Annotated in this window: 25 protein-coding genes and 1 pseudogene; 15 read left to right on the top strand and 11 right to left on the bottom strand. The window is 71.9% G+C overall.

The genetic code is table 11. The features are described 5' to 3' along the window. Positions 1-6: 6 nt before the first annotated feature. A complete protein-coding gene (locus ACIRB7_RS24830; RefSeq protein WP_403602604.1) occupies positions 7-327 on the top strand; it encodes a hypothetical protein in 321 nt (106 codons plus the stop codon). Between the two features lie 162 nt (positions 328-489). On the opposite strand, the gene ACIRB7_RS24825 is transcribed toward ACIRB7_RS24830, so the two are convergent. Beyond that, positions 490-1,119 (bottom strand): flavodoxin family protein, encoded by a 630-nt coding sequence (locus ACIRB7_RS24825; RefSeq protein ID WP_403602602.1) that lies wholly within the window; start codon positions 1,117-1,119, stop codon positions 490-492. Between the two features lie 159 nt (positions 1,120-1,278). Between ACIRB7_RS24825 and ACIRB7_RS24820 the strand changes: the two genes are divergently transcribed. Then, on the top strand, positions 1,279-2,262 hold the full coding sequence (locus tag ACIRB7_RS24820) for a DMT family transporter (protein ID WP_403602599.1): 984 nt from the start codon (positions 1,279-1,281) through the stop codon (positions 2,260-2,262). Here ACIRB7_RS24820 and ACIRB7_RS24815 read toward each other — a convergent pair. Together ACIRB7_RS24815 and ACIRB7_RS24810 are read right to left on the bottom strand one after the other, a co-directional pair. Next, positions 2,171-3,049 (bottom strand): annotated as a pseudogene (locus tag ACIRB7_RS24815) (LysR family transcriptional regulator); the annotation flags it as partial. The gene ACIRB7_RS24820 and the pseudogene ACIRB7_RS24815 overlap by 92 nt on opposite strands. A 34-nt stretch (positions 3,050-3,083) precedes the next feature. Further along, entirely contained in the window at positions 3,084-3,470 is a 387-nt protein-coding gene (locus ACIRB7_RS24810; protein WP_403602596.1) for a PLD nuclease N-terminal domain-containing protein, read from the bottom strand. 89 nt (positions 3,471-3,559) lie between these two features. On the opposite strand from ACIRB7_RS24810, the gene ACIRB7_RS24805 reads away from it, so the two are divergent. Genes ACIRB7_RS24805 through ACIRB7_RS24795 form a run of 3 tightly spaced genes read left to right on the top strand, consistent with a single transcriptional unit; the run spans position 3,560 to position 6,616 of the window. Continuing rightward, complete coding sequence (locus ACIRB7_RS24805; RefSeq protein WP_403602593.1) at positions 3,560-5,017, top strand: menaquinone biosynthesis decarboxylase; 1,458 nt, start codon at positions 3,560-3,562, stop codon at positions 5,015-5,017. Then, positions 5,014-5,916, top strand: coding sequence for a menaquinone biosynthesis prenyltransferase MqnP (gene mqnP / locus ACIRB7_RS24800; protein ID WP_403602590.1), 903 nt, complete (start codon positions 5,014-5,016; stop codon positions 5,914-5,916). The genes ACIRB7_RS24805 and mqnP overlap by 4 nt, the downstream gene beginning before the upstream one ends. A 31-nt stretch (positions 5,917-5,947) precedes the next feature. After that, positions 5,948-6,616 (top strand): UbiX family flavin prenyltransferase, encoded by a 669-nt coding sequence (locus ACIRB7_RS24795; RefSeq protein ID WP_403602747.1) that lies wholly within the window; start codon positions 5,948-5,950, stop codon positions 6,614-6,616. Here the strand turns inward: ACIRB7_RS24795 and ACIRB7_RS24790 are convergent, their stop codons facing one another. After that, on the bottom strand, positions 6,617-6,754 hold the full coding sequence (locus ACIRB7_RS24790; protein WP_167537137.1) for a hypothetical protein: 138 nt from the start codon (positions 6,752-6,754) through the stop codon (positions 6,617-6,619). A gap of 114 nt (positions 6,755-6,868) precedes the next feature. Between ACIRB7_RS24790 and ACIRB7_RS24785 the strand changes: the two genes are divergently transcribed. Next, positions 6,869-7,324, top strand: a complete 456-nt coding sequence (locus ACIRB7_RS24785; protein ID WP_351216478.1) for an Lrp/AsnC family transcriptional regulator — start codon at positions 6,869-6,871, stop codon at positions 7,322-7,324. A 64-nt stretch (positions 7,325-7,388) separates the two neighbouring features. Then, positions 7,389-8,552 (top strand): aminofutalosine synthase MqnE, encoded by a 1,164-nt coding sequence (gene mqnE, locus ACIRB7_RS24780; protein WP_403602745.1) that lies wholly within the window; start codon positions 7,389-7,391, stop codon positions 8,550-8,552. A 48-nt stretch (positions 8,553-8,600) separates the two neighbouring features. Here mqnE and ACIRB7_RS24775 read toward each other — a convergent pair whose 3' ends face one another. Beyond that, positions 8,601-9,467, bottom strand: coding sequence for a helix-turn-helix domain-containing protein (locus tag ACIRB7_RS24775; RefSeq protein ID WP_403602586.1), 867 nt, complete (start codon positions 9,465-9,467; stop codon positions 8,601-8,603). Between the two features lie 120 nt (positions 9,468-9,587). Beyond that, entirely contained in the window at positions 9,588-10,121 is a 534-nt protein-coding gene (locus ACIRB7_RS24770; protein ID WP_403602583.1) for a GNAT family N-acetyltransferase, read from the bottom strand. Between the two features lie 159 nt (positions 10,122-10,280). Here ACIRB7_RS24770 and ACIRB7_RS24765 point away from each other — a divergent pair, with 159 nt between their 5' ends. From ACIRB7_RS24765 to ACIRB7_RS24750, 4 genes are all read left to right on the top strand, one after another. Further along, entirely contained in the window at positions 10,281-10,547 is a 267-nt protein-coding gene (locus ACIRB7_RS24765; protein ID WP_403602580.1) for a DUF4229 domain-containing protein, read from the top strand. Positions 10,548-10,906: 359 nt separating this feature from the next. Next, a complete protein-coding gene (locus ACIRB7_RS24760; protein ID WP_403602578.1) occupies positions 10,907-12,253 on the top strand; it encodes a dicarboxylate/amino acid:cation symporter in 1,347 nt (448 codons plus the stop codon). Between the two features lie 132 nt (positions 12,254-12,385). Continuing rightward, a complete protein-coding gene (locus ACIRB7_RS24755) occupies positions 12,386-13,060 on the top strand; it encodes a TetR/AcrR family transcriptional regulator (protein ID WP_403602574.1) in 675 nt (224 codons plus the stop codon). A 154-nt stretch (positions 13,061-13,214) separates the two neighbouring features. Beyond that, positions 13,215-15,050: an AMP-dependent synthetase/ligase gene (locus ACIRB7_RS24750; protein WP_403602743.1), complete on the top strand. Its 1,836-nt coding sequence runs from the start codon at positions 13,215-13,217 to the stop codon at positions 15,048-15,050. A 42-nt stretch (positions 15,051-15,092) separates the two neighbouring features. Here the strand turns inward: ACIRB7_RS24750 and ACIRB7_RS24745 are convergent, their stop codons facing one another. From ACIRB7_RS24745 to ACIRB7_RS24735, 3 genes are all read right to left on the bottom strand, one after another. After that, entirely contained in the window at positions 15,093-15,341 is a 249-nt protein-coding gene (locus ACIRB7_RS24745) for an SCO4226 family nickel-binding protein (RefSeq protein WP_351216492.1), read from the bottom strand. A 32-nt stretch (positions 15,342-15,373) separates the two neighbouring features. Next, positions 15,374-16,036 carry a pyridoxal 5'-phosphate synthase gene (locus ACIRB7_RS24740; protein WP_403602571.1) on the bottom strand — a complete coding sequence of 221 codons (663 nt, stop codon included), beginning with the start codon at positions 16,034-16,036 and terminating at the stop codon, positions 15,374-15,376. 66 nt (positions 16,037-16,102) lie between these two features. Continuing rightward, the gene (locus ACIRB7_RS24735; RefSeq protein WP_403602568.1) at positions 16,103-17,272 is read right to left on the bottom strand and encodes a thiolase C-terminal domain-containing protein; all 1,170 of its coding nucleotides are present in this window, start codon (positions 17,270-17,272) and stop codon (positions 16,103-16,105) included. A 105-nt stretch (positions 17,273-17,377) separates the two neighbouring features. Between ACIRB7_RS24735 and ACIRB7_RS24730 the strand changes: the two genes are divergently transcribed. Then, on the top strand, positions 17,378-18,673 hold the full coding sequence (locus tag ACIRB7_RS24730; protein ID WP_403602566.1) for an acyl-CoA dehydrogenase family protein: 1,296 nt from the start codon (positions 17,378-17,380) through the stop codon (positions 18,671-18,673). Beyond that, a complete protein-coding gene (locus ACIRB7_RS24725; RefSeq protein ID WP_403602564.1) occupies positions 18,674-19,150 on the top strand; it encodes a nitroreductase family deazaflavin-dependent oxidoreductase in 477 nt (158 codons plus the stop codon). Between the two features lie 140 nt (positions 19,151-19,290). Here ACIRB7_RS24725 and ACIRB7_RS24720 read toward each other — a convergent pair whose 3' ends face one another. Then, a complete protein-coding gene (locus ACIRB7_RS24720) occupies positions 19,291-19,938 on the bottom strand; it encodes a TetR family transcriptional regulator (protein WP_403602561.1) in 648 nt (215 codons plus the stop codon). A gap of 376 nt (positions 19,939-20,314) precedes the next feature. Between ACIRB7_RS24720 and ACIRB7_RS24715 the strand changes: the two genes are divergently transcribed. Together ACIRB7_RS24715 and ACIRB7_RS24710 are read left to right on the top strand one after the other, a co-directional pair. Then, entirely contained in the window at positions 20,315-21,109 is a 795-nt protein-coding gene (locus ACIRB7_RS24715) for a VOC family protein (RefSeq protein WP_403602559.1), read from the top strand. 213 nt (positions 21,110-21,322) lie between these two features. Continuing rightward, positions 21,323-23,773, top strand: coding sequence for a PQQ-binding-like beta-propeller repeat protein (locus ACIRB7_RS24710; RefSeq protein ID WP_403602556.1), 2,451 nt, complete (start codon positions 21,323-21,325; stop codon positions 23,771-23,773). Between the two features lie 5 nt (positions 23,774-23,778). On the opposite strand, the gene ACIRB7_RS24705 is transcribed toward ACIRB7_RS24710, so the two are convergent. Beyond that, positions 23,779-24,372, bottom strand: coding sequence for a hypothetical protein (locus ACIRB7_RS24705; protein ID WP_403602554.1), 594 nt, complete (start codon positions 24,370-24,372; stop codon positions 23,779-23,781). Between the last annotated feature and the right edge of the window lie 102 nt (positions 24,373-24,474).

Genomic DNA, 24,474 nt, shown 5'->3' with positions numbered 1-24,474 from the left:
CGGTCCGTGTTCGCCGTCGCGGAGGTGGTGCGGCCGGTGTGGGGCGGCTCCGTCTGCGTGCTCGCCGTGGCGCACGATGGCCCGCACCGCGACCGCGCGGGTGACGGCTGGTGGATGACCCCGGAGATCGCCGACGCGGTGACCGTGTCCCTGCTGGCCCACGCGCTCACGGAGACGGCGCCCGAGCCGGAGTACACGTCCCCGCGCTGCGTCGTCGGCTGCCATGACCGCTGCCGTGACCACGCGCCCCGCGACAGCGGCGTACCAGGAGTCCGATTTCTCGTGTGCGGGTGTACGTGCCATCCGGCGGCCCCTACCCCGCCCTGATGCCCTGGGCGAGCTGAGGGGCCGTCCGCTTCCCTTCCGGGCGGCTGCACCTCGGGCGCTGCGGCGGGGAGTGAACCGGCGCGCGGGAGATGTGAAGGGGGGTGCGGCGGCCGGTGAGGCGGTGCGGGTCTCCGCCGTGACCTGCACCGACTTACCGGGCAGTCACTGAACGCCGGCCCCGACCTCCTCGTAGGGGAACCGGGCCAGCGGGGGCTCCCCCTCGAAGAACGTTTTCGCGCGGCGCATGGCCGCCTCGTCGGCGCGGACTCGGCCCGGGCGGGAGCCCGTGCCCGTCAGTACTCCGCCGAAGCGCATCCGCAGGTACGCCGCCGAGTGGTTCAGGGTGGTCGTCAGGCCGTCCGCGACCGCGTGGTCGTCGTCGGCCATCGCCGTCACTCCCCACAGCGTCCCGCCCGCCATCCGCCGCTTGAAGTCCGAGTCGGGGACGTTCAGCCAGCCCGACCAGTAGTCGAGGTAGCGCTTGGTCTGGGCGGAGAGGGTGTACCAGTACAGGGGCGAGGCTATGACGACGTCCGTCGCCTCCAGCGTCGCCTGCCGCAGCAGTTCCTCGTTCTCGTCGGCCGGCCAGCCCGTGGTCTCGTGCCGGCCGTCCTGGAAGTCGGGGAGCGCCAGCCGGTTCAGGTCCACCCACCGCTGCGGGATGTCGGCGGGCAGCTGCGCCGCGGCGGCGCGGGCCAGGATCTCGGTGTTGCCGTCGGAGCGCGAGCTGCCGAGGACGAAGAGGAACGAGCGGTCCGGGCGGGACGAGCCACCTGCGGTGTCGAGGGTCATGTCTGCTGCTCCGGTGTCGGGGGTGCCTCCTGCTTCGGGGCCAACTCCCGCTCCCCGGCTCGTATTCCGGGCCCCCATCGGCCGCGCCGATCGGCCCCATCGGTAGCGGTGTCCACTGGCTCGTGGACCGGTTCCGGGGCCGTCCGTAGCGTCGTCCCCATGAGAAACGAGACCAGGGGAACCATCGAACTCACCCTCGCCATGGTGCTCTCCGGCACCCTCGGCGTCTTCGTCGTCGAGTCCGGCGCTTCGCCGTTCGAGGTGGTGTTCTTCCGGTGCCTCTTCGGGGCCGCCGCGCTCGGGGCGTACAGCCTCGTCCGGGGGTTCTTCACCGGGCACGGGTTCACCCCGAAGAAGCTCGGACTCGCCGCGCTCGGCGGGGTGTTCATCGTCTTCAACTGGGTGTTCCTCTTCGAGGCGTACGAGGCCACCTCGATCTCCCTCGCCACCGTCGTCTACCACACCCAGCCCTTCTTCCTGGTGCTCCTCGGGGCGGTGTTCATGCGGGAGCGGATATCCGGCGGGAAGCTGGGGTGGCTCGCGCTCGCCTTCGTCGGGCTCGTGCTCGTCTCCGGCGTACGGCCCGGGGACACCGCCTCCCTCAAGGGGCTCGGGTTCGCGCTCGCCGCCGCCGTGCTCTACGCCCTCTCCACCTTCGTCACCAAGCGGATCACGGGCGTACGACCCCATCTGATCGCCCTCGTGCAGGTGCTCGTCGGGCTTCCGCTGCTGCTGCCCTTCGCCGACTTCGGCGCCGTCGGCGGGCTCGGGAGCGGATGGGCCTGGCTCGTCGGGCTCGGGCTGATCCACACCGGGCTGATGTACGTGCTCATGTACGCGGCCTACGCCAAGCTGCCGACCGCCAAGATCGCCGTCCTCGCCTTCACCTACCCGGCCGTCGCCATGGGCGTCGACTGGGCGGTGTACGGGCATCACATCGGGCTCGTCCAGGCCCTCGGCGTGCCCCTCATCGTGCTCGCGAGCCTCAAGGTCACCCTGTCGGGGTCGCGCTCGGGCTCCCGCTCGGACTCGGGGCCGCACTCCCGCTCGGGCTCTGCTCCCGCACCAGTCGCCTCGCCTGCTCCACGAACAGCCGGACATGCGCCGGAAGCTGCTTCCCCCGTCTCCACGCGAGCTGTGTGAAGAGGGTGAACGGGGCCTCCCAGGCCAGTTCCACCAGTGCCCCGGACGCCAGCTCCCCGGAGACGGCGACCCGGGGCAGCAGCGCGACCCCGAGGCCCGCCGCGACTCCCCGCTTGGTCGCCTCGATCGTGCCGAACTCCGTGAACGGCGGCGCCCACTCCCGCAGCTCCGCCTCGAACAGGTCCCGGTACGGGCAGCCGGGCTCCGTGCCCACCAGCTGCGCCCCCGCCAGGTCCGCGGCCGTCAGGGCCGTACGTCCCACCAGGGCGTGCCCCGGCCCGGCCACAAGCACCAGCGGCTCCGGCGCCAGGACCTCCGACTCCAGGCCCTCGTGCTCCGTCTCCGGCTCCATCAGGAAGCCGACGTCGTACGTGCCCTGCCGCAGCGCCTGCCGGGTCTCGTCCCCGAGCGTGGGCCGCAGCGTCAGCCGCACCGCCGGGTAGCGGTGGTGGAAGTACTCCAGGAGCGGCGGCAGCCGGTAGGAGGTCAGCGACTCCATCGTGCCGACCGCGATCGTTCCCGAGGGGGCGCCGGCGTCGGCCACCGCCGTACGGGCCTCCTCCGCGAGGTCCGCCATGCGGCGGGCGTACGGCAGGAGGCGTTCGCCCGCCTCCGTGAGCCGGATGCGGCTGCCGAGCCGCTCGAAGAGCTCCACGCCGAGCGAGGACTCCAGGGACCGGATCTGGCCGGTGACGCTGGACTGCGCGTAACCGAGCTCGGCGGCGGCCCGGGTGAAGGACAGGACCGCCGCGACCTTCTCGAAGGTGGCGAGGAGCCGCAGCTCCATCAGCCCTCCCGCCCCTCGCCCCGCTCCGGTGCCATCAGCCCTCGGTGTCCTCGCCGCGCTCGCGCTTCTTCAGCTCCTCCTCGCGGCGGCGCAGGTCCGCCTCCCAGTCCTTGAGGACGGCCTCGTCCTTGTCGTTCTCGTCCTTCAGGGACTTCAGGAACTCGGGGTTGTCGTCGGGGGCGACCCACTCGGTGCGGTGGTTGCGGTGCCACTCGGAGGGCGTACGGCCTCCGGCGGGCGCGCGGCGCATCTTGCCGGCGGCGAACCAGACGATCGGGCCGACGATCCAGAACAGCAGGATGATGATGACCCAGACGACCTTCGGCAGGTGCTTGGCCTCGTCCTCGGGGGTGTTCAGACAGTCGATGAAGGCGTAGATCGTCAGCGCCAGCGGCAGGATGTACATCAGTGCCCTGAGCATGTGGTGCAGCCCCCTGGATGCGGTGACGGGGTTCGTTTCGAAGGCCCCGGTGACAGGTCAAGCCTAGCCGGTGACCGATACTTGCCCCTATGGCTTACGACGATCTCCGCTCGCTGCTCAGGGCCCTCGAGCGCGAAGGCGACCTCAAGCGCATCAAGGCCGAAGTCGACCCGTACCTGGAGGTCGGGGAGATCGTCGACCGGGTGAACAAGGCGGGAGGCCCGGCGCTTCTCTTCGAGAACGTCAAGGGCTCCTCGATGCCCCTCGCGATGAACGTCTTCGGGACGGACCGCCGGCTGCTCAAGGCCCTCGGCCTGAAGTCGTACGCCGAGATCAGCGAGAAGATCGGCGGCCTGCTCAAGCCCGAGCTCCCGCAGGGCTTCATCGGCGTCCGCGAGGCCTTCGGCAAGCTGGGCTCCATGGTCCACGTGCCGCCGAAGAAGGTGAAGTCCGACGCGGCACCCGTGCAGGAGGTCGTCCTCACCGGAGACGACGTCGACCTCGACCTCCTCCCCGCGCTCTTCACCTGGCCGAAGGACGGTGGCTCCTTCTTCAACCTGGGGCTCACCCACACCAAGCACCCCGAGACCGGCGTGCGGAACCTGGGCCTCTACCGGCTCCAGCGGCACGACAAGCGCACCATCGGCATGCACTGGCAGATCCACAAGGACAGCCGCAACCACTACGCGGTCGCGGCGGAGCGGGGCGAGCGGCTGCCGGTCGCGATCGCCTTCGGCTGCCCGCCGGCCGTGACGTACGCCTCGACGGCCCCGCTGCCGGGCGACATCGACGAGTACCTCTTCGCCGGCTTCGTGCAGGGCAAGCGGGTCGAGATGGTTGACTGCAAGACCGTCCCGCTCCAGGTCCCGGCGAACGCCGAGGTCGTCGTCGAGGGCTGGCTGGAGCCGGGCGAGATGCTGCCGGAGGGCCCCTTCGGCGACCACACCGGCTTCTACACCCCGCAGGAACCCTTCCCCGCGCTGAAGATCGACTGCATCACGATGCGGAAGCGTCCGCTGCTCCAGTCGATCGTCGTCGGCCGGCCGCCGACCGAGGACGGGCCGCTCGGCCGTGCGACGGAGCGTTTCTTCCTGCCGCTCCTCAAGATCATCGTGCCGGACATCGTCGACTACCACCTGCCGGAGTCGGGCGGCTTCCACAACTGCGCGATCATCTCGATCGACAAGAAGTACCCGAAGCACGCGCAGAAGGTCATGCACGCCATCTGGGGCGCGCACATGATGTCGCTGACCAAGCTGATCGTGATCGTCGACAAGGACTGCGACGTCCACGACCTCCACGAGGTGTCCTGGCGGGCCCTCGGGAACACGGACTACGCCCGTGACCTCACGGTCGTCGAAGGTCCGGTCGACCACCTCGACCACGCCTCCTACCAGCAGTTCTGGGGCGGCAAGGCGGGTATCGACGCCACGAAGAAGCTTCCCGAGGAGGGCTACACCCGGGACGGCGGCTGGCCGGACATGGTCGAGTCGGACCCGGCGACGGCCGCCCTCGTGGACCGTCGCTGGAAGGAGTACGGGCTGTGACCACGGCCGCTGTACCGGGCGCCCAGCCGGGGCGTACGAAGGCGTTCCTGCGGCTCGTGATGATCGAACACTCGGTCTTCGCGCTGCCCTTCGCCTACACCGCCTCGCTCACCGCGATGTTCCAGCTCGACCGGAACATCCACTGGTGGAAGCTCTTCCTCGTCACCGTCTGCATGGTGGGCCTGCGGACCTTCGCCATGGCCTGCAACCGGATCATCGACCGCGAGATCGACGCGCGTAATCCGCGCACCGCGAACCGCGAGCTGGTGACCGGCGCGGTGTCCGTGCGCTCCGCGTGGACCGGGGCCGGGGTCGCCGTCGTCGTCTTCCTCGGCGCCGCCGCCCTGCTCAACCCGCTCTGTCTGGCGCTCGCGCCACTCGCCGTCATCCCGATGGTCGTCTATCCGTACGGCAAGCGGTTCACCAACTTCCCGCACGCCATCCTCGGCTTCGCCCAGGCGATCGGGCCGATCGGCGCCTGGATCGCGGTGACCGGCGAGTGGTCCTGGGACGCGGTGATCCTGGGCCTCGCGGTCGGCGTCTGGATCGGCGGCTTCGACCTGATCTTCGCCTGTCAGGACGTGCAGGCGGACCGCGCCCACGGCGTGCTGTCCGTCCCGGCGCGCTTCGGCATCCCGGCCGCGCTGTGGGGCGCCCGCGCCTCCGCGGTCGTCACCACGGGCCTGCTCGTCTGGTACGCCCTGGCGACCGGCGCCGGTGTCTTCCTCTGGACCGGGCTCGTGATCGTGGCGGCCGCCTTCTGCTACGAGCACTCGATCGTGAAGCCGCACGACCTGTCCCGCCTGAACCGCGCGTTCTTCACGACGAACGGCTTCATCGGCATCAGCCTCTTCGTGTGCGCCCTGCTGGATCTGCTGGTCCGCGGGCTCACCCCGTAGCGCCGGTCTGATGACGGATAGGCTCGACGGCATGGACGACGGCAAGCGCACTCCCTGGATCGTCGGCGTCTCCGGGGCGTCGGGTACGCCGTACGCCGCCGCCGTACTGAGGGGGCTGCTCGCCGCGGGGGAGAGCGTCGACCTCGTCGTGTCGCGGGCCTCGCGGCTCACGCTGCTCGACGAGACGGGGATCTCCTTCCGGGACGCGCACTGGCGCGAGGACCTGGAGACGTGGCTGGCGCGGGGCGCCGACGGGAAGCCGGACACCTTCGCGGTCGACGTGAGCGCTGTGCGGTACTGGGCGGCCGGCGATCTGGCCGCGGGGCCGTCCTCGGGCTCGTACCCGGCGAAGGGGATGCTCGTGGTGCCGGCCTCGACCGCGGCGGTGGCGGGAGTGGCCCTCGGGCTCTCGAAGGACCTGTTGCAGCGGGTCGCGAGCGTGACGCTGAAGGAGCGGCGGCCGCTGGTGGTCGCCGTGCGGGAGACCCCGCTGAACGGGCAGACGCTCAAGCACATGGTGGCCCTTGACGAGGCGGGCGCCGTGGTGCTGCCCGCCTCTCCGGCGTTCTACGCGGGGGCGACGCACATCCAGGATCTGGTGGACTTCGTCGCCGGGCGGGTGCTCGACGCGGCAGGGGTGCCGCACGGGCTGTACCGCCGTTGGGAGGGAGAGCTCGGTGGAGCGACCCGCCCGGTCTGATCAGCGCTTCTTGGCGTGCTTCTTCTCGGCACGCTTCGAGGCGGCGGTCGGCTGGTGGGCACGCGAGCGGTTGGCCAGGTCCTGCAGCTCGCGCATACGGGCGTAGGCCATCTCGATCGTGTACACGGTGAACACCACTCCTGAAAGATCGTCTTTGATCTGCTGAAAGATTCACAGGGTGTCGACCCCTGTGTACCTTAGATTCTATACCTAAACTTGCGGTATCGCTGGACAATGGAAGGCCTCATACCTATGGACGCCGTGGACAGGCAGCTCATCCAGGCTCTACGCGAGAACGGACGTGCCTCGTACGCCGAGCTCGGCCGGCTCGTCGGGCTCTCCGGCCCCTCCGTCACCGATCGCATCAACCGCCTTGAGGTCGCCGGAGTCATCACCGGCTACCGCGCCACCGTCGACGCCGCCTCGCTCGGCCTCGGCGTCACCGCCCTCATCGGCATCTCCCTCTCCGACGCCGCCGACCACGAGGACGTGGCCCGCCGCCTGAAGGACCTCGCCGAGATCGAGGACTGCTGGTTCATCGCGGGCGACGACTCCTTCATGCTCAAGGTGCGCGCCAACGACGTCGACGGCCTGGAGAAGACGATCCGCCGCCTCAGCGGCACCAAGGGCGTCTCCCGCACCCGTACGACCATCGTGCTCTCCACGAAGTGGGAGAACCGGGTCGGGGAGCTGCCCGAAGAGGGCTGACGGAACCGCTGAGAGTACGGTGAACGACGAAGTCTGGATGACGGAGAAAGAGGGAGGCGGCCGTATGGACGCGGGGCTCAAGCGCGAGCTGGAGCAGAAGGTCCGGGACGGTGAGCGGCTGAGCCGTGAGGACGGCATCGCCCTGTACGAGTCCGACGACCTCGCCTGGCTCGGCGGTCTGGCCCACGAGGTCCGGACCCGCAAGAACGGCGACGTGGTGCACTTCAATGTCAACCGGCATCTGAACATGACCAACGTCTGCACCGCCTCCTGCGCCTACTGCTCCTTCCAGCGCAAGCCGGGCGAGAAGGACGCGTACACCATGCGCATCGAGGAGGCCGTGCGCCTCGCGAAGGCGATGGAGAACGAGAACCTCACCGAGCTGCACATCGTCAACGGGCTGCACCCCAACCTGCCCTGGCGGTACTACCCGCGCTCCCTCTCCGAGCTCAAGAAGGCCCTGCCGAACGTCTCCCTCAAGGCCTTCACCGCCACCGAGATCCACCACTTCGAGACCATCTCGGGCATGTCGGCCTCCGACATCCTCGACGAGCTCATCGAGGCCGGCCTGGAGTCCCTCACCGGCGGCGGCGCCGAGATCTTCGACTGGGAGGTCCGCCAGCACATCGTGGACCACCGCACCCACTGGGAGGACTGGTCCCGGATCCACCGCCTCGCGCACGAGAAGGGGCTCAAGACCCCGAGCACGATGCTGTACGGGCACATCGAGGAGCCCCGGCACCGCGTCGACCACGTGCTGCGGCTGCGGGAACTCCAGGACGAGACCGGCGGCTTCCAGGTCTTCATCCCGCTGCGCTACCAGCACGACTTCGTGGACATGCAGGACGGCAAGATCCGCAACAAGCTCCAGGCGCGCACGACGATGGCGACCGGCGCCGAGGCCCTGAAGACCTTCGCGGTCTCCCGGCTGCTCTTCGACAACGTGCCGCACGTCAAGGTCTTCTGGGTCATGCACGGCGTCCAGACGGCGCAGCTCGCGCTCCAGCACGGCGCGGACGACATGGACGGCTCGGTCGTCGAGTACAAGATCACGCACGACGCCGACAACTACGGCACGCCGAACAAGCTGGGCCGCGAGGACCTGCTCGAACTCATCCGGGACGCGGGCTTCCGGCCGGTCGAGCGGAACACGCGGTACGAGATCATCCGCGAGTACCCGGGCCCGGACACGGAGCTGCGGGAGACGCCGCAGGCGATGCGGGTCTGAGTCGCTCGTACGGAGAAGGGCCGGTGGGGTTCGCCCACCGGCCCTTCCTCATGCCCCCGTGTGCTCCACCGGGATCCACAGTTCCGCCCGAGCCGTCGTCCAGTCCGCCGAGGGCCGGACGCTCAGGATCTCCGGGCCCGGCCGGCTCGCGTACGGGTTGGACGGGAACCACTGGGTGAAGACGTCCCGCCACAGGTACTGGATGGCCGTCGGCAACGGGCCCTCGTTCTCGAAGACCGCCCAGGTGCCGGCCGGCACGCCGAGCACCTCGAACCCGTCCGGGACCTCGGCGCCGCTGACGACCCCGTGCCAGTAGTCGAGCTCGGCGCCCTCCTCCCGGCTCTCCGTGAGGTGCGTGACCGCCGAGACGATCCCCTCCGGCTCCCCGTCCGAGAGGCGGGCGAGCCGGTCCAGGGCCTCCTGGCCGATGGACCTGATGTGCGCGGCGATCGCCGGGTTCTCCCCCTCGTGGACCAGGGGGACCCGGGCCCCGCGCCCGATGATCCCGAAGGCTTCCTTCTCCACGACCCTGTACCGCATGGTGCTGTTCCCTTCGACGACGAGGCGGAAGGACATCCGCGGCTGTGAGCGCAGCGCCGCCCCGGTGCGGCGGGCCTCGCCGGGGCCGACCCCGTGCACCGCGCGGAACGCGCGGGCGAAGGCCTCCCCGGAGCCGTAGCCGTACCGGACCGCGATCTCAAGGAGCGTCCGCTCCCCGGCGAGCACCTCGGCGCCCGCGACGGTGAGCCGCCGGCGGCGTACGTACTCCGACAGGGGCATCCCCGCGAGCGCGGAGAACAGACGCCGGAGGTGGTACTCGGAGGTCGTCGCGATCCGGGCGAGCTCGGCCGTGTCGAGGTCGCCGTCGAGGCGCTCCTCGATGTGGTCGAGTGCCTGGTTGAGCCGGTCCAGCACGTGGTCCGTCCTTCCCTTTTTCCTTGTCCTCACCGTAGGAAGGGCGGGAGGCCCCGCACCCGACATCCTGTGCCCGATCCGGTCGGGTCCGGTCCGGTCGGGTCCGTCGGATCCGACGGGTCAGGTCAGGGGCAGCAGCATGATGATGTCGTCGCGGTCGTCGCCAGGGGCGACCCGGATCGCGTCGGGGACGCGGCCGACCTCCTTGTAGCCGGCCTTGGCGTAGAAGCCGTCGACGCCGGTGCCGCCCCGGCAGGTCAGCCGGATCGCCTCGATCGCCTCGAAGCCCTCGGCGGTACGGGCGGTGTGCTCGACCGCCGCCAAGAGGTCGCGGCCGTACCCCCGGCCCTGGTGGCGGGGGTGGACCATCACCGTGTAGAGCCACACCCAGTGCGTCATCAGCGGGTGGGTGTTGAAGGTGAAGAAGGCGGTGGCGGCGACCTCGCCGTCCTCGTCACGGCCGACGAGCAGCCGGGTGCCGCCCTCGGTCATCCCGACGAGGTGCTTGAGCAGCGCGGGACGGATGTCCTCGGGGGTGACGGGAGGGACGAAGCCGACCGAGCCACCGGCGTTGGAGACGTCGGCCCAGAGGGAGAGCAAGCCGTCGCGCAGGGCGCGGTCGGCCGACGGGTCCACCTCGAACGTAAGGGTCATGGAGCGATCGTAGATATTACTCGCGAGGTGCTCAAGTGGCCCGGTCCCGGGAGGCTCTCCCCTCCGTGCTTCACTGGAGGGGCGTCGGTCCCGTAAGGGATCTTGGGCACTTTTCGGAACGAACAATTTCGGAACGTCGGAACGGAAGAGTGGGCTGACATGCTCCGCTACACGCTGATGCGTCTCGGCATCTTCGCCGGATGCTTCCTCGCCCTGTGGGGTCTCGTCTACGTCGGTGCGCTGCCGCGCGGCCTCGGCGACTCGAACCTGCTCTGGGTCCTCATGCTCTCCCTCGTCATCTCCGCCCCGCTGAGCTTCGTCCTCCTGCGCAAGGTGCGGGACGAGGCGAGCATCGCGGTCGTCGAGAAGGTCGACCGCGCCAAGGGCCGCCTCGCGGCGAACCGGTCGCAGGAGGATGCGCTGTAGAGCCGTAAAGGCTGCGTAAGCTTCCTCACAGATCACCCGCCCCGGGCAAGAGCTTCCAAGGCTCCTGTCTGGGGCGTTCTGCGTTTCGGAGGCGGGAAGGCGTCCCTGCATCCCAAAGAAGGGCTTTGAGGTTCTCAAAGTTCAAGTGTTAACGTGTCCGTCATGACGACAGCAGTGCGCCCCTTCGACGCCGTGAGCACCCCGCTCGTGGCGCGCCTGCACGTCGATCTGTGCCGCTGTATGTCCGCGGTCTGTTGCCGCGCGCTCTGACCCGGCATCATGCAGCGGCCCGCGTGAAAGCGCGTGTGTGCCGCACCCCCGTCCCCGTATTGCCCGATACGCACCTGTGGAGTGTGTCTGTGTCCGCGTCCGCGACCACGCCCGAGAACGAGACCAAGCCCTCGTCCCGGATACCCAAGGTCCCCTTCTGGGCCCAGATCATCGCCGGTCTCGTCCTCGGCGTCCTGCTCGGCTGGATAGCCCGCAGCCAGGACGTGTCCTGGCTGAAGGAGACCCTCGGTCACGTCGGCGACATCTTCGTCCAGCTGCTCAAGCTGGCCGTCGCGCCGCTCGTCTTCTTCGCGATCCTGGTCTCGATCACCAACCTGCGGAAGGTGAACAACGCCGCCAGGCTCGCCACCCGCACCCTGCTCTGGTTCATGATCACCTCGCTGATCGCGGTCGCCATCGGCCTCGCCATCGGCCTGATCACCAACCCGGGCGCCGGCACCGGCCTCACCCCGCAGGACGGCAAGCTGCCGAAGCGCGAGGGCTCCTGGATCGACTTCCTCACCGGCATCATCCCGACGGACGTCATCACGCCCTTCACCGAGCTGAACGTCCTCCAGATCGTCTTCATGGCCGCCGTCGCCGGCGTCGCCGCCCTCAAGCTCGGCGACAAGGCCAAGCCGATCCTCACGCTCTCCGAGTCGGTCCTTGAGCTCCTCCAGAAGGCCCTGTGGTGGGTCATCCGCCTCGCCCCGCTCGGCACCGTCGGCCTCATCGGCTTCGCGATCGCCGACTACGGCTGGGACCTGATCGGCAAGTACGCGACCTTCACCGCCGACGTCTACATCGGCTGCGCCCTGGTCATGTTCGGCGTCTACCCGCTGCTGCTCGCCACGGTCGCCAAGGTCAACCCGGTCCAGTTCTACAAGGGCGCCTGGCCGGCCATCCAGCTGGCCTTCGTCTCCCGCTCCTCGGTCGGCACGATGCCGGTCACCCAGAAGGTCACCGAGCGCCTCGGCGTCCCGAAGGAGTACGCCTCCTTCGCCGTCCCGTTCGGCGCCACCACCAAGATGGACGGCTGCGCCGCGATCTACCCGGCGCTCGCCGCGATCTTCATCGCGCAGATCTTCGACGTACAGCTCGGCATCGGTGACTACCTGCTCATCGCCTTCGTCTCCGTCGTCGGCTCGGCGGCCACCGCCGGCCTGACCGGCGCGACGGTCATGCTGACCCTGACCCTCTCCACCCTCGGTCTCCCCCTTGAGGGCGTCGGCCTCCTCATGGCGATCGACCCGATCCTGGACATGATCAGGACGGCCACGAACGTCGCGGGCCAGGCTCTGGTCCCGGTGATCGTCTCCGCCCGCGAGAAGATCCTCGACCTCACCGCGTACGAGAACGCCTCGTCGTCCCCGATCGACGACCTGGCCGACAGCCGCGAGGCCGAGCGCAAGGTCTCGGTGCCGGTCGCGGCCTGACACGTCCCACTGCGACACGTCCACTGCGACACCTCCGCAGCGCGTCCCACGTGCCCCCTGCCCCGTCCGGGCAGGGGGCACGTACGCTTCTGCGGGGCATCCAGTGGATCTTGGAAGCAGGGGTGGGGCGCCATGGCCGGTGGTGCGAAGGCGCGGCGGTTGCCGAGGGCCGTGCGGGAGCGGCAGATGATGGACGCGGCGGTGCGGAGTTTCGCGCGGCGCGGGTACCAGGCGGCTTCCATGGACGAGATCGCCGAGCTCGCGGGGGTCTCCAAGCCGCTGGTGTACCTGTATCTGAACTCCAAGGAGGAGCTCTTCACCGCCGTGATCCGGCGGGAGGCGCAGGCGCTGCTCGCCGTGGTCGCCGAGGCCGTCGTCGACCGGAGTACGTCGTCCGAGGAGCCGCGCGACCGGAGCGCGCCGCCCGACGAGCGGCTCTGGGCCGGGCTGCTCGCCTTCTTCACGTACGCCGCCGAGCACCCGGACTCCTGGGCGGTGCTCAGCCGGCAGGCGCGGACGCAGGGGGAGCCGTTCGCCGGGGAGGCGGCCCGGATGCGGGACGAGATCACCGCGTTCGTGGCCGGCCTGATCGGTGAGGCCGCGCGGGAGGCGCGGGGCGGCGCGGACATCACCGAACGGGACGTGGCGGCGCTGGCGCAGGCGCTCGTCGGGTCCGCCGAGTCGCTGGCGAGCTGGGCCAACGAGACACCGGGGGTGACGGCGAAGGAGGCGGCCGCGACGCTGATGAACTTCGCGTGGTCCGGGCTCGGGAACCTCATGAAAAGCGAGCGCTGGTCTCCCCGTTGACTCTTACCTCGCAGTAAGGTTACCGGCTAGTCACTCCTCGTGGAGAGGGCAACGCACCGACGTACGACCTCAGTTCATCGCGCAGACCGAGGAGCCGCACGTGTCCGTCGTCAACGAGCCGTCCGCGAGTGAGCCGGTCGAGCCGCGCAAGGTCCTGGTCGACGGAGTGGTGCGGGAGGTCTCCGTGCCCGCGCTCGTCGCGCCCGTCCGGCGGGGGTCGCTCGCCGACCTCCCGTACGACAACGCCCGCCAGGATCCGGCAGCCGTCCTCTTCTCCCGTAAGGGACCCCAGGGGGAGTGGTACGACGTCACCGCCTCCGCCTTCGCCGCCGAGGTCCACTCCGTCGCCAAGGGCCTCGTCGCCCACGGCCTCCGCCCCGGCGACCGGCTCGCGCTCATGGCCAGGACCACCTACGAGTGGACCCTGCTCGACTTCGCCGCCTGGGCCGCCGGACTCGTCACCGTCCCCGTCTACCCCACCTCCTCCGCCTTCCAGACCCGCTGGATCCTCCAGGACTCCGGCGCCACCGCCTGCGTCGTCGAGGACCCGGAGCAGGCCCGGCTCGTCTCCGCCGAGCGGCGGCAACTGCCCGGCCTCGCCCACCTCTGGGTCCTCGACACCGGCGCCGTCGACCAGCTCCGCCGCGCCGGCTCGCGCGTCGCCGACGAGGCCGTCACCGCCCGCCGGGGGCTGCTCACCCCCGAGACCCTCGCCACCCTCGTCTACACCTCGGGCACCACCGGCCGCCCCAAGGGCTGCGCCCTCACCCACGCCAACTTCTTCGCCGAGGTCGACAACGCCGTCCGGCTCCTCCACCCCGTCTTCGTCGCCGAGAGCGAGGAACCCGCCGCCACCCTGCTCTTCCTGCCGCTCTCCCACGTCTTCGGGCGGATGGTCGCCATCGGCTGTGTGCGGGCCCGGGTCCGCGTCGGGCACGCCCCCTCCGTCGAGGGCCAGGAGCTCCTCGCCGACCTCGCGGGCTTCCGCCCCACGTTCCTCCTCGCCATCCCGTACGTCCTGGAGAAGGTCTACAACTCCGCCCGCGCCACCGCCGAACGCGGCGGGAAGGCCGCCGCGTTCGACCGGGCCGCCCGGGTCGCCCGCCGGTACGGGCACGAGGACACGCCCTCGCTCTCCCTGCGCGCCGCACGGGCGCTGTACGACCCGCTCGTCTACCGGCGCATCCGCGCCGCCCTCGGCGGCCGGGTCAGGTACGTGATCTGCGGCGGCTCCCCGCTCGGCGCGCCGCTCGCCGAGTTCTACGCGGGCGCCGGCGTCGAGGTCTTCGAGGGGTACGGCCTGACGGAGACCACGGGCGCGTCGACGGTCACCCCGCCGCAGCGGCCGCGCACCGGCACCGTCGGCCGGCCGCTGCCCGGCACGGCCGTGCGGATCGCCGACGACGGCGAGGTCTGGCTCAAGGGCGGTCACGTCTTCGCCGGGTACTGGGACGCCCAGCGCGGGGCGGCCGTGCCGTACACCGACGACGGCTGGTTCCCCACCGGCGACCTGGGGTCGCTCGACGCCGACGGCTATCTGCGGATCACCGGCCGCAAGAAGGACATCCTCATCACCTCGGCGGGAAAGAACGTCGCTCCCGCCCCCCTCGAGGACTGGCTGCGGGCCCATCCGCTGATCGCCCAGTGCGTGGTCCTCGGCGACAACCGCCCGTACATCACCGCCCTGATCACCCTCGACCACGAGGGCCTCACCCACTGGCGGCGGATGCGGCACAAGGACCATCTGGCGCTCTGGGAGCTGACCCGGGACGAGGAGCTGCTCGGCGTGCTCCAGCGCGCGGTGGACGAGGCCAACCGGCTGGTCTCGCGCGCGGAGTCGATCCGCGCCTTCCGCGTCCTGACCGCCGAGTTCTCCGAGAGCTCAGGGCATCTGACGCCGTCGCTCAAGCTCCGACGGCGCGCCGTGCTGCGGGACTTCGCGCGGGAGATCGAGGAGATGTACGGGGCGGGGGGCGCCGACGCGGAGTAGGGCGGGGCCCGAGTGGGGGCCCGCCCGTACGCGCGGCGCTCCTCACACCATGAGGGACACCTCGTGGATCTCGTCGGCGGAGTGGCCCGTGCGGGCGTGGACCCGCTGGACCGCCTCGGCCGACGGGCCGTGCGACAGGCAGTAGACCGTCCCCGACTCCGGGTCCGCCCACGCCCTCTCGAAGTGCACTCCCTCGTCCTTCTCGACGGCGAGGTCGGCCTGGTGCGCCTCGTTCAGCTGCTCGGCCGTGATGCCCATCATGCCCCGGTGCACGTCCATGTACGTTGCCATCGTTCACCCACCTCCACTTCCATGGTGCGCCCTCACGGCCAGAGCAGCTCGCGCAGCCAGCCGGTGGCGGTCGCCGGGTCGCGGCGGTAGCGCAGGCGCAGGTGGCGGCGGTGTCCGTCGCCCTGGAAGAACTCGACCTCGGCCGGCTCGACGACGTACAGGGTCCAGGTGGGCGCCTGGGCGTCCGGTTCCGCTTCGGCCCGCCGCCAGGCCGCCGCGCTCGCCTCCGCGAGGGTCTCCGGAGAGTCCAGGACCTCGCTCTGCCGGCCCACGAGCGCCGAGGCGAGGGCGCCGGTGGTGCGGGCGTGGAGGTCCTCGTACGCCTCCTCGGGGGTGCCGGTGGTGACGTGGCCCCTGATCCGGACCTGGCGGCCCTGGACCGGCCAGTAGAAGTGGAGGGCGGCCTCGGGGCGGGCGGCGAGCTGGCGGCCCTTGGCGCTGGTGGCGTGCGAGGCGAAGTGCCAGCCGCGCGCGTCGGCGTCGTGCAGCATCACCGTACGGACGTCGGGTCTGCCGTCCTCGTCCACGGTGGCGAGGGAGAGCGTGTGCGGTTCGGTCTGGCCGGCCGCGACCGCCGCCGTGAACCAGTCGTGGAAAAGCGGCAGCGGCTCGGGCGGGGCGCCCGCCGGGTCGAAGGAGGGCAGCTCGGTGTCCCAGACGCGGAGGGAGCGGAGGGCGTGGTGGAAGTCGGTCATGCGGCCACGGTAGGGCGCGGGGTGGTGGTCGGGTTCCCGGGGCGGTCGAAGTTTCTTGAGTGAGGGTCAGCCCCGGCCGAGGACCACCGTTCCCGACGAGCAGAACCAGCCTCCCGTCCCCGACGCCACCGCCACCTCCGGCAGCGAACCGTCCGCCCGTCGCACCTGGAGGCCCGGCGCCTCCCCGCGCAGCTGCCGCACCGCCTCCACGAGCAGGAAGAGGCCCCGCATGCCCGGGTGGCAGGCCGAGAGTCCGCCGCCGTCCGTGTTCACCGGCAGCCGGTCCTTCTCCTGGACGAACGGGCCGCCCTCGCCCTTCGCGCAGAAGCCCAGGTCCTCCAGGGTCACCAGGGTCATGTAAGTGAAGGCGTCGTAGATCTCGGCCAGGTCGACGTCCGCGGGCGTCACCCCCGCCCGCTCGAAGGCCAGCCGGCCGCTGACCGCCGCCGGGGAGACCGTGAAGTCCTCCCACTCCGACATCGTGGTGTGCGAGACGTGCTCACCGGTGCCGAGCACCCAGACCGGGGCCGTACGGCAGTCCTGGACGTACTCCTCGGCGACGAGCAGCACCGCGCAGCCGCCGTCGCTGCGCAGGCAGCAGTGCAGCTTGGTGAACGGGTCCGCGATCATCGGCCCGGACAGGACGTCGTCGACGGTGATCGGGTCGCGGAACATCGCCTCCGGGTTGAGCGCCGCGTTCGCCCGCGCCCGTACCGCCACCTCGGCGAGCTGCTCCAGGGTCGTCCCGTACTGGTGCATATGGCGGCGGGCCGCCATCGCGTACTTGGCGATCAGGGTGTGCCCGTACGGGACCTCGAACTGGAGCGGGCCGCGCGCCCCGAAGGAGAGGTTGGCGGTACGGCGCCGGGCGCGGATGTCGGCGCGCGCGGTGGAGCCGTACACGAGGAGGACCGCGTTCGCGTGCCCGGCGGCGATCGCGTCGGCGGCGTGCGCGGCCATGACCTCCCAGGTGGCGCCGCCGACGGCGGTCGAGTCCACCCAGCGGGGCCGGAGACCCAGGTACTCGGCGACCTCGACCGGGGCGAGCGTGCCGAGGCCCGCCGAGGCCAGGCCGTCGATCACCGAGCGGTCCAGGCCGCTGTCCGCGAGCGCGCGCCGGGCGGCCTGGGCGTGCAGCGCGTACGGGGTGGCCTCGTCGACCCGGCCGCAGTCGGCGAGCGAGACGCCGGCGACGGTGACGCGGCGGGAGCTCCGTGTGGACAGGGTGGGCGCCATGGATCTGACGGTACATCAGATTTGCGGAACCGGTCCGGTGCTTCTCTGGGCAAGTAGTGCCGCCCGGTCCTAACATGACGCTCCGTCAGATACGGAGGGAGCCTCATGGACGCCGCCGAACGCGCGCCGCTCGCCGCCACCGGGACCGAACGGATCGCCGCCCCGCTCACTGCCCCGCTCGTCGACCCGCCCACCGCCCCGTTCGCCGAGGAGCAGGAGGAGATCCGCCGCACCCTGCGCGAGCTCCTCGCCGCACGCGCCGGGCCCCGCGAGAACCGCGCGGCCGTCGCCGGCCCCCAGGGGTACGACCCCGAGCTCTGGGCCCGCATGTTCGGCACCCGCATGTCCGGCGCCCTCGGTCTCGCCGGGCTCACCCTCCCCGAGGAGTACGGAGGCGCCGGCCGGGGGCCCGCCGAGCTCGCCCTCGTCTGCGAGGAGACCGGCCGCGCCCTCGCCCCCTCCCCGCTCCTCGCCACCAGCGTCCTCACCGCCCCGCTCCTCACCGCCCTCGGCACCCCCGCCCAGCGCGCCGCCCTGCTCCCCCGCCTCGCCGACGCCACCCTCACCTGCGCCCTCGCCGTCCCCGGCGGCTCCCTCGCGCTCGCCCTCGGCCTCACCGGCGACAACACCGCCGGCGACTGGTCCGGCGGCGGCCGCGCGGGCGGTGTCCAGGCCCGCGCCGCCGACGGCGGCTGGCGGCTGTACGGCGAGGCCGCCCACGTCGTCGACGGGCACAGCGCCGGACTGCTGCTCGTCGCAGCCCACACGGGAGGCTTCGCCCGCAGCCGTACGCTCCTCTTCCTCGTACGGACCGACGGGGCCGACGTACCCGGTCTCGTCCGCACCCGGACGCCCGCCCTCGACCGGACCCGGCCCCGGGCCACCGTCCAGTTCCGCGACACCCGGGCCGAACTCCTCGGCGAGGAGCCGGCCGACGTCCTCGGCGCCCTCGCCGCCACCGGCCGCACCGCCGCCGTCATGCTCGCCGCCGAGGCGGTGGGCGCGGCCCGGGAGGCCCTCGACCGCGCCGCGGAGCGCATCGTCGACCGCGCCGCGGACCGCGCCGTCGGCCGAGCCGTCTCGTCCTGTGCGGCCGAGCAGCGGCTCGCCGACCTCCACGTCCAGGTCGAGGCCGCCCGCTCCCTCACCTCCTGCGCGGTACGGGAACCCGGCCCCGGACCGGAGAGCGGGCCGCTCGCGCTCGCCCACGCCCTGGAGGCCCTGCGCGCGACCGCGGAGGAGTCCCTGCGGATCCACGGCGGCGACGGCTCCGCCGCGGAACACGACCCGCTCCTCTTCTTCGAGCGGGCCACGTCCGACGAGCTGCTCTTCGGTCCCGTGCGGCGGTTGCGCGCCCGGGCGGCGGAACGGACCGGACTCTTCGGAGAGGTGGCGGCGTAGATGCCCGTCGGACGCGGACGCGGACTCGTGCAGAAGATCTCCTCGACCCGGGCCTTCGCCCGCGTCGGCCCCCACGTCATCCCCGCCATGGACCGGGCCGTCCACCGGCTCACTCGGGGAAAAGTGCTGCTCAGCGCCCAGATGCTGCCCGGGGTCGTCCTCACTGCCCGGGGTGCGAGGAGCGGGCTGCCCCGGGTCACCCCGCTGGCCTGCATGCCGGAGCCGGACGGCGGCTGGCTGCTCGTCGGCTCCAACTTCGGCCGCCCCGGACACCCGGCGTGGACGGCGAACCTGCTCGCCCACCCGGACGCCGAGGTCAACTGGCGGGGCGAGGACGTGCCCGTACGGGCGGAGCTGCTCACGGGGGAGGAGCGGGCGGAGGCCTGGCGGGCGGCGCTGGAGTTCTGGCCGCCGTACGCCACGTACCAGGCGCGGGTGGAGCGCGAGATCAGACTCTTCCGGCTCACCCGGCGGTGAGCCATCCGGCCGGTGGCGGGGGGCGTCCCGCCCGGTGCGGTGCGGCGTCCCCGCCGGAGACACGGCGACGCCGACGGCGGTCCGTGGGGGCGGGCCGCCGTCGGCGTCGACGACAGGACGGGTGGAGGAGGGGGTCGGGGCTATCTGGTCGGCTTCTTGCCGGTGATGCCCAGATGCACCAACAGGGCGAGGTTCGGCTTGAGTTCGGCCTGCTTCACACCCCAGGTCGTGAAGCCCTTCTGATGGCCGGCGACCGCGGCGAGCATCGCCACGAGCGAGCCCGCCATGGCGGCGGGGCTGACCTCCTTGTCGACCTTGCCCTTGGTCTGGAGCTCCTTCACCGCGTCCGTGAGGGAGTTGGTGACCGAGTTCAGGATCTTCATGCGGATCTTGTAGAACCGCTTGTCGCCCTCGGCGGCACCGAGGTCCACGACCCTGAGGATCGCGTCGTGCTTCCGCCAGAAGTCCAGGAAGCCCTCGACGAGTTCCTCGGAAGTCTGCCAGCCGGCCTTACCGACCCAGGAGCGGCCGGAGACCAGCGCGGTCAACCCGGCGCCCTCCTTGGCCATTTCCTCCGCGATCTCGAGAACCGCTCCCTCGACGTCCGGGAAGTACTGATAGAACGTCGCGGGTGAAGTACCCGCCTTCCGGGCCACATCGATGACCTTGACGTCCCGGTAGGGCGAGGAGCTGAGCATCTCACCGAGGCAGTCGAGCAGCTTCTGCCGCGTCGCCTGACCGCGTCGTCCGGCCACGCGGCCGTCGACGGTGCGTACTTGTCCTGTCATGCCGTCAGCTTACCGAGGGGGGGTCGGCGCGCGATTCGGCCGAGTGCAAATGGGGTGCGACCCTGTTCCGCGAGCGTTCTGCGAGGTCGGCTCGCGTGTTGCGGCTCGGTGCGCAGGGGCGGGTTCAAGCCAGTGCGGTGGCGTTGCCGGGTCGGCGGGGGAGGCCGGGGGAGTCTCCAGGGCGGCCCCCGGGGAGCCCCTGGGGAACTCCGGGGAAACCCCACGGGGGAGACCCGTACCCGAATAGACTTATGAACAGCCTGTGGACAACTTCGGTGGACAAGTCAAGCGCCCCAAGGGTTGTAGCGGGCTGAATCGTCTCTTTGTTCGTATATCGGAGCGTGCGGCGCCGCCCCCGGCGACCTAGCGTGGCCCCATGGCGGCACGCACTGAGGGCACCCCCTGCTGGGTGGACGCACAGCTTCCCGACCTGGAGGCCGGCAAGCGCTTCTACGGCGAGCTCTTCGGCTGGACCTTCGACCCCCAACGCGACGAGGCCCTCCTCGACGGGCGACGCGTCGCCGGGCTCCTCCCCAAGCGCGACGGCCGCATGCCGACCACCTGGACCCTCTACCTCGCCACCCGGGACGCGGGCACCCTCTCCACCCGGATCAAGGCCGCCGGCGGGCAGATGGTCATGGAGCCGTACCCCGTCGGCCCGTTCGGCGTCCTCGCCCTCGCCGCCGACCCCGGGGGCGCCGTCTTCGGACTCCGGCAGGCGGGCGACGACGACGGGTTCGAGATCACGAACGAGCCGGGCGCCTTCTGCTGGATGGAGGTGTACACCCGCCGTCCCGAGGCGGTCGACACCTTCTACGCCACCGTCTTCGGCTACCTCGGCCGCCAGACCGACGCCGAGGAGGAGGGCAGGGACGAGGGCTTCGACTACCGCGTCTGGTCGCCTCCCGGCTCCCGGCCCGGCGACGACAGCGCCGCCTTCGGCGGGCGCGCCGTCATCACCGACGACTTCCCCGCCGAGATGCCCGGTCACGTCCTCGTCTACTTCGTCGTCCACGACTGCGACGAGGCCTGCGCGACCACCGTCCGCCTCGGCGGCCGCGTCGCCACCCCGCCCTTCGACACCCCGCACGGCCGCATCGCCGTCCTCCACGACAACCAGGGCGCCCGCTTCGCGGTCCTCGCGGAACCGAAGCCGGCCGACGGGAGCTGAGCCGTACGGGCTGAGCCGTACGGGCCGGTACGAGCCGACCCGTAAGAGCCGGGTTGGACTGAGCCGTACCGGCGGGTACCCACCCCCGACAGGACCGCCCCCCACGACCTGCGACACCCCGATCCGCCCCCGGGTTCGCAACCGGGCCCTCGGACAGGAAGAATCAGGGCCACGGGGCCGTACTCATGGCCCGTACGGGGAGGTGACAGGCAAGTGGAACAGCTGACGCAGCACGACCCGAGACGTATCGGGCCCTTCGAGGTGCTGGGCCGGCTCGGCGCGGGCGGGATGGGCCTGGTCTATCTCGCGCGTTCGGCCTCGGGCCGGCGCGTGGCGATCAAGACCGTGCGCACGGAGCTCGCGGAGGACCAGCTGTTCCGGGTCCGCTTCACCCGGGAGGTGGAGGCCGCGCGGGCGGTCTCCGGCTTCTACACGGCCGCCGTCGTGGACGCCGACCCCCGGGCCGCCGTGCCCTGGCTGGCGACCGCCTACGTTCCCGCGCCCTCGCTCGAAGAGATAGTGAACGAGTGCGGGCCGCTCCCGGCCCAGGCCGTGCGCTGGCTGGCCGCCGGCGTCGCCGAGGCCCTGCAGTCCATCCACGGCGCGGGCCTGGTCCACCGTGACCTCAAGCCCTCCAACGTCCTCGTCGTCGAGGACGGCCCCCGGGTGATCGACTTCGGCATCGCGTCGGGCGTCTCCAACACGCGCCTGACCATGACCAATGTCGCCGTCGGCACCCCGGCCTACATGTCGCCCGAGCAGGCCCGCGACTCGCGCAGCGTCACCGGCGCCAGCGACGTCTTCTCGCTGGGCTCCATGCTGGTCTTCGCGGCCACCGGCCACGCGCCGTACCACGGCGCCAATCCGGTCGAGACCGTCTTCATGCTGCTCCGCGAGAACCCCGACCTGGAGGGCCTGCCCGAGGAGCTGCGGCCCCTCATCGCCTCCTGCATGCAGACGGACGTCTCCCGCCGGCCCACCCCGGCCGACCTCCAGGCGCAGCTCGCCCCGCATCTCTTCGGCCCCGGCAGCGACGACAGCGGTACGGCGTCGGCCTGGCTGCCGGAGAGCGCCACCGCCATGATCGAGACCCGCCGCGGCGGCCGCCCCGCCCCGGCGCCGACCGCGCCGCCGATGCCGCCGCGCCCGCCGCGACAGCCCGGCGGCGGTGGCGGCGACCCGCGCTTCCCCGAGGCCGCGCGCGGCGGCGGTGGCCGTCGTCCCGAGCCCGCGCCCGTCGGTGGCGGCCGGCACGCGGGGCCCGCCGAGAGCGCGGGCGGCCCCGTACGCCTCGCGGGCGTGACCGTCCCGATCGGCCCCGGCCCCCGGGTCGCCGACACCCGCGCCGCGCTCGCCGTCGGCCGGGGCGCCGACGCCGGTCCCGGTCCCGCGACCGGCTGGATCCGTCCGCCCGGCGGCGGCCCCCACGGCGCGGACCCGGGTGCGCACGCGGGGGAGCCCGGCCCGCCGCCCGGCTCCCGCCCGGTGAACGTCCCCTCCCAGGGCTCCGAGCCGGCCGAGCCCGGCCCCTGGCGGCCGTGGCGCTTCCGCATGTCGAACGACGTGTGGGGGACCCCGGTCGTGGACGGCGACCTGCTGTACGTGACCTCGTTCGAGGTACACGCCCTGGACACCGGCAGCGGCCGGCGCCAGTTCAAGACCCGGGACGTGGCCTGGTCCATGGCCGTCGCCTCGGGCCGTATCCACGCCTCCGACGGGCCCACGCTCTACGCCCTCGACGCGACCGACGGCAGCGAGCGCTGGCGGCTGCGGACCGACGCCTGGGTGTACTCGCTCCAGGTCGACCGGGGCACGGTCGTCACCGGCACGCGCGGCGGCGGGGTGCAGGGCTGGGAGGCCTCCAACGGCTCCAAGCTGTGGGAGATCTCCGGCGCCCAGACCGACTTCGAGACCCCGGAGGCGGGGCCGTCCGTGCACGGCGACACCGTGTACGTGTGGCGGGACGCCCGGCTCCAGGCCCTCGACGCCCGTACGGGCGTCGAGCGCTGGTCGTACCCCATCGGCGACGCCGCCTCCTGCGCGAACGTGCCGGTCCGGGTCGCCCCCGCCGAGGACGGATGCGTGTACGTCTCCGCCGGGACGCGGGTCCTGTCGATCGACATCGCCGCCGGGCACGTCCGCTGGCACTTCGAGGCGCCGGCCGTCTTCCTGTCCCCGCCGGCGTTCGCGCCGGGGCCCGCCGTGACGGGCGGCGGGGTGTACCTCTCCGACCACCTCGGCACGGTGTACGCGATCGACGCCACCACCGGGCAGGACCGCTGGCGGATCGCGACCGAGCCGCGCCAGTCGGCCGAGCCGGTGCTCGTGGCCGACGGCAACGTGCACGTCGGCAGCGGCAGCGCGCTCTACACGCTCGACGCCGTCACGGGCACGCCCAGGTGGCGGTTCGCGGCGGGTGGCGAGCTGGTCGGCTCCCCGGTCGTCGCCGACGGACGGGTGCACTTCGGCTCGGCCGACCACGTCCTCTACACCCTGGACGCGACCGGCGGTCAGCTGCGCTGGAAGCTCGCGACCGGCGGCGAGATCACCGGCTCGCCGGTGGCCAGGGGCGGAGTCGTGTACGCGTGCAGCAAGGACCGCTGCGTGTACGCGCTCGACGCGGTGAAGGGCACGGCCACCGGCCGGGGGGCCGCCGCGCGGTAGCGGGGCTACTGCCGTGGCGGCGGGTTCTCCCGGTCCGGGTCCCACGTCGGTACGTCGTACGTCTGGGTCGCGGCGTACGGCGTCGAGGCCTGGGGGTGCCGACGGGGATCGGCCGGGGTGTCGTCCCGCGGCGGGCCGCCGAGGGGCGGGTGCTGGTGGTGGGGCTCCCCGTCCACCCGGTGCGCCCGGGTCCTGCCGGACATGACGAGCGCGCCGAGCAGCAGCAGGACGCCGCCGCCGAAGGCGAATCCGACGCCGTCACCGAGCCCCGTACCGTCACCGCCGACCGTGAGGCCGCCCTCGGCCTGCCCGACCCGCACCATCCACAGGATCGTGAAGCCGAGGACGACGATCCCGGCGAGGGCGACGAGCAGGCGGGAGCGCAGCACCACCCCGACGAGGGTGAGGAGGGCGGCGAGGAGGAACGGCAGCAGGATCGAGCCCAGTACGCCGGCCTTGTCGCCCGTGATGCCGGTGAACAGGTCGCCGAGGGCGTAGTCGCGTCCGTGACGGCCGTCGTACCAGGCACGGAAGGGGCTCCGGACGGCGGCCGTCGCTCCGGCGAGAGCCAGGACCGAGCCGACGACGTTGCGAATCATCGATGCGGCCTCCTGACGGTCCGGGCGCTCTCGCTCCCGACGCTACGCCCGGTGGGAGGGGCCCGCCACGCGGCACCGGGGGCGTCGTTAGAGTGGCGCGGA

This window comes from Streptomyces sp. NPDC093795 (genome assembly GCF_044764665.1).
In the GTDB taxonomy this organism is placed as follows: domain Bacteria; phylum Actinomycetota; class Actinomycetes; order Streptomycetales; family Streptomycetaceae; genus Streptomyces.
The sequence above is the reverse complement of the archived record's forward strand: the minus strand, read 5'-3'. Positions and strand labels throughout refer to the sequence as shown.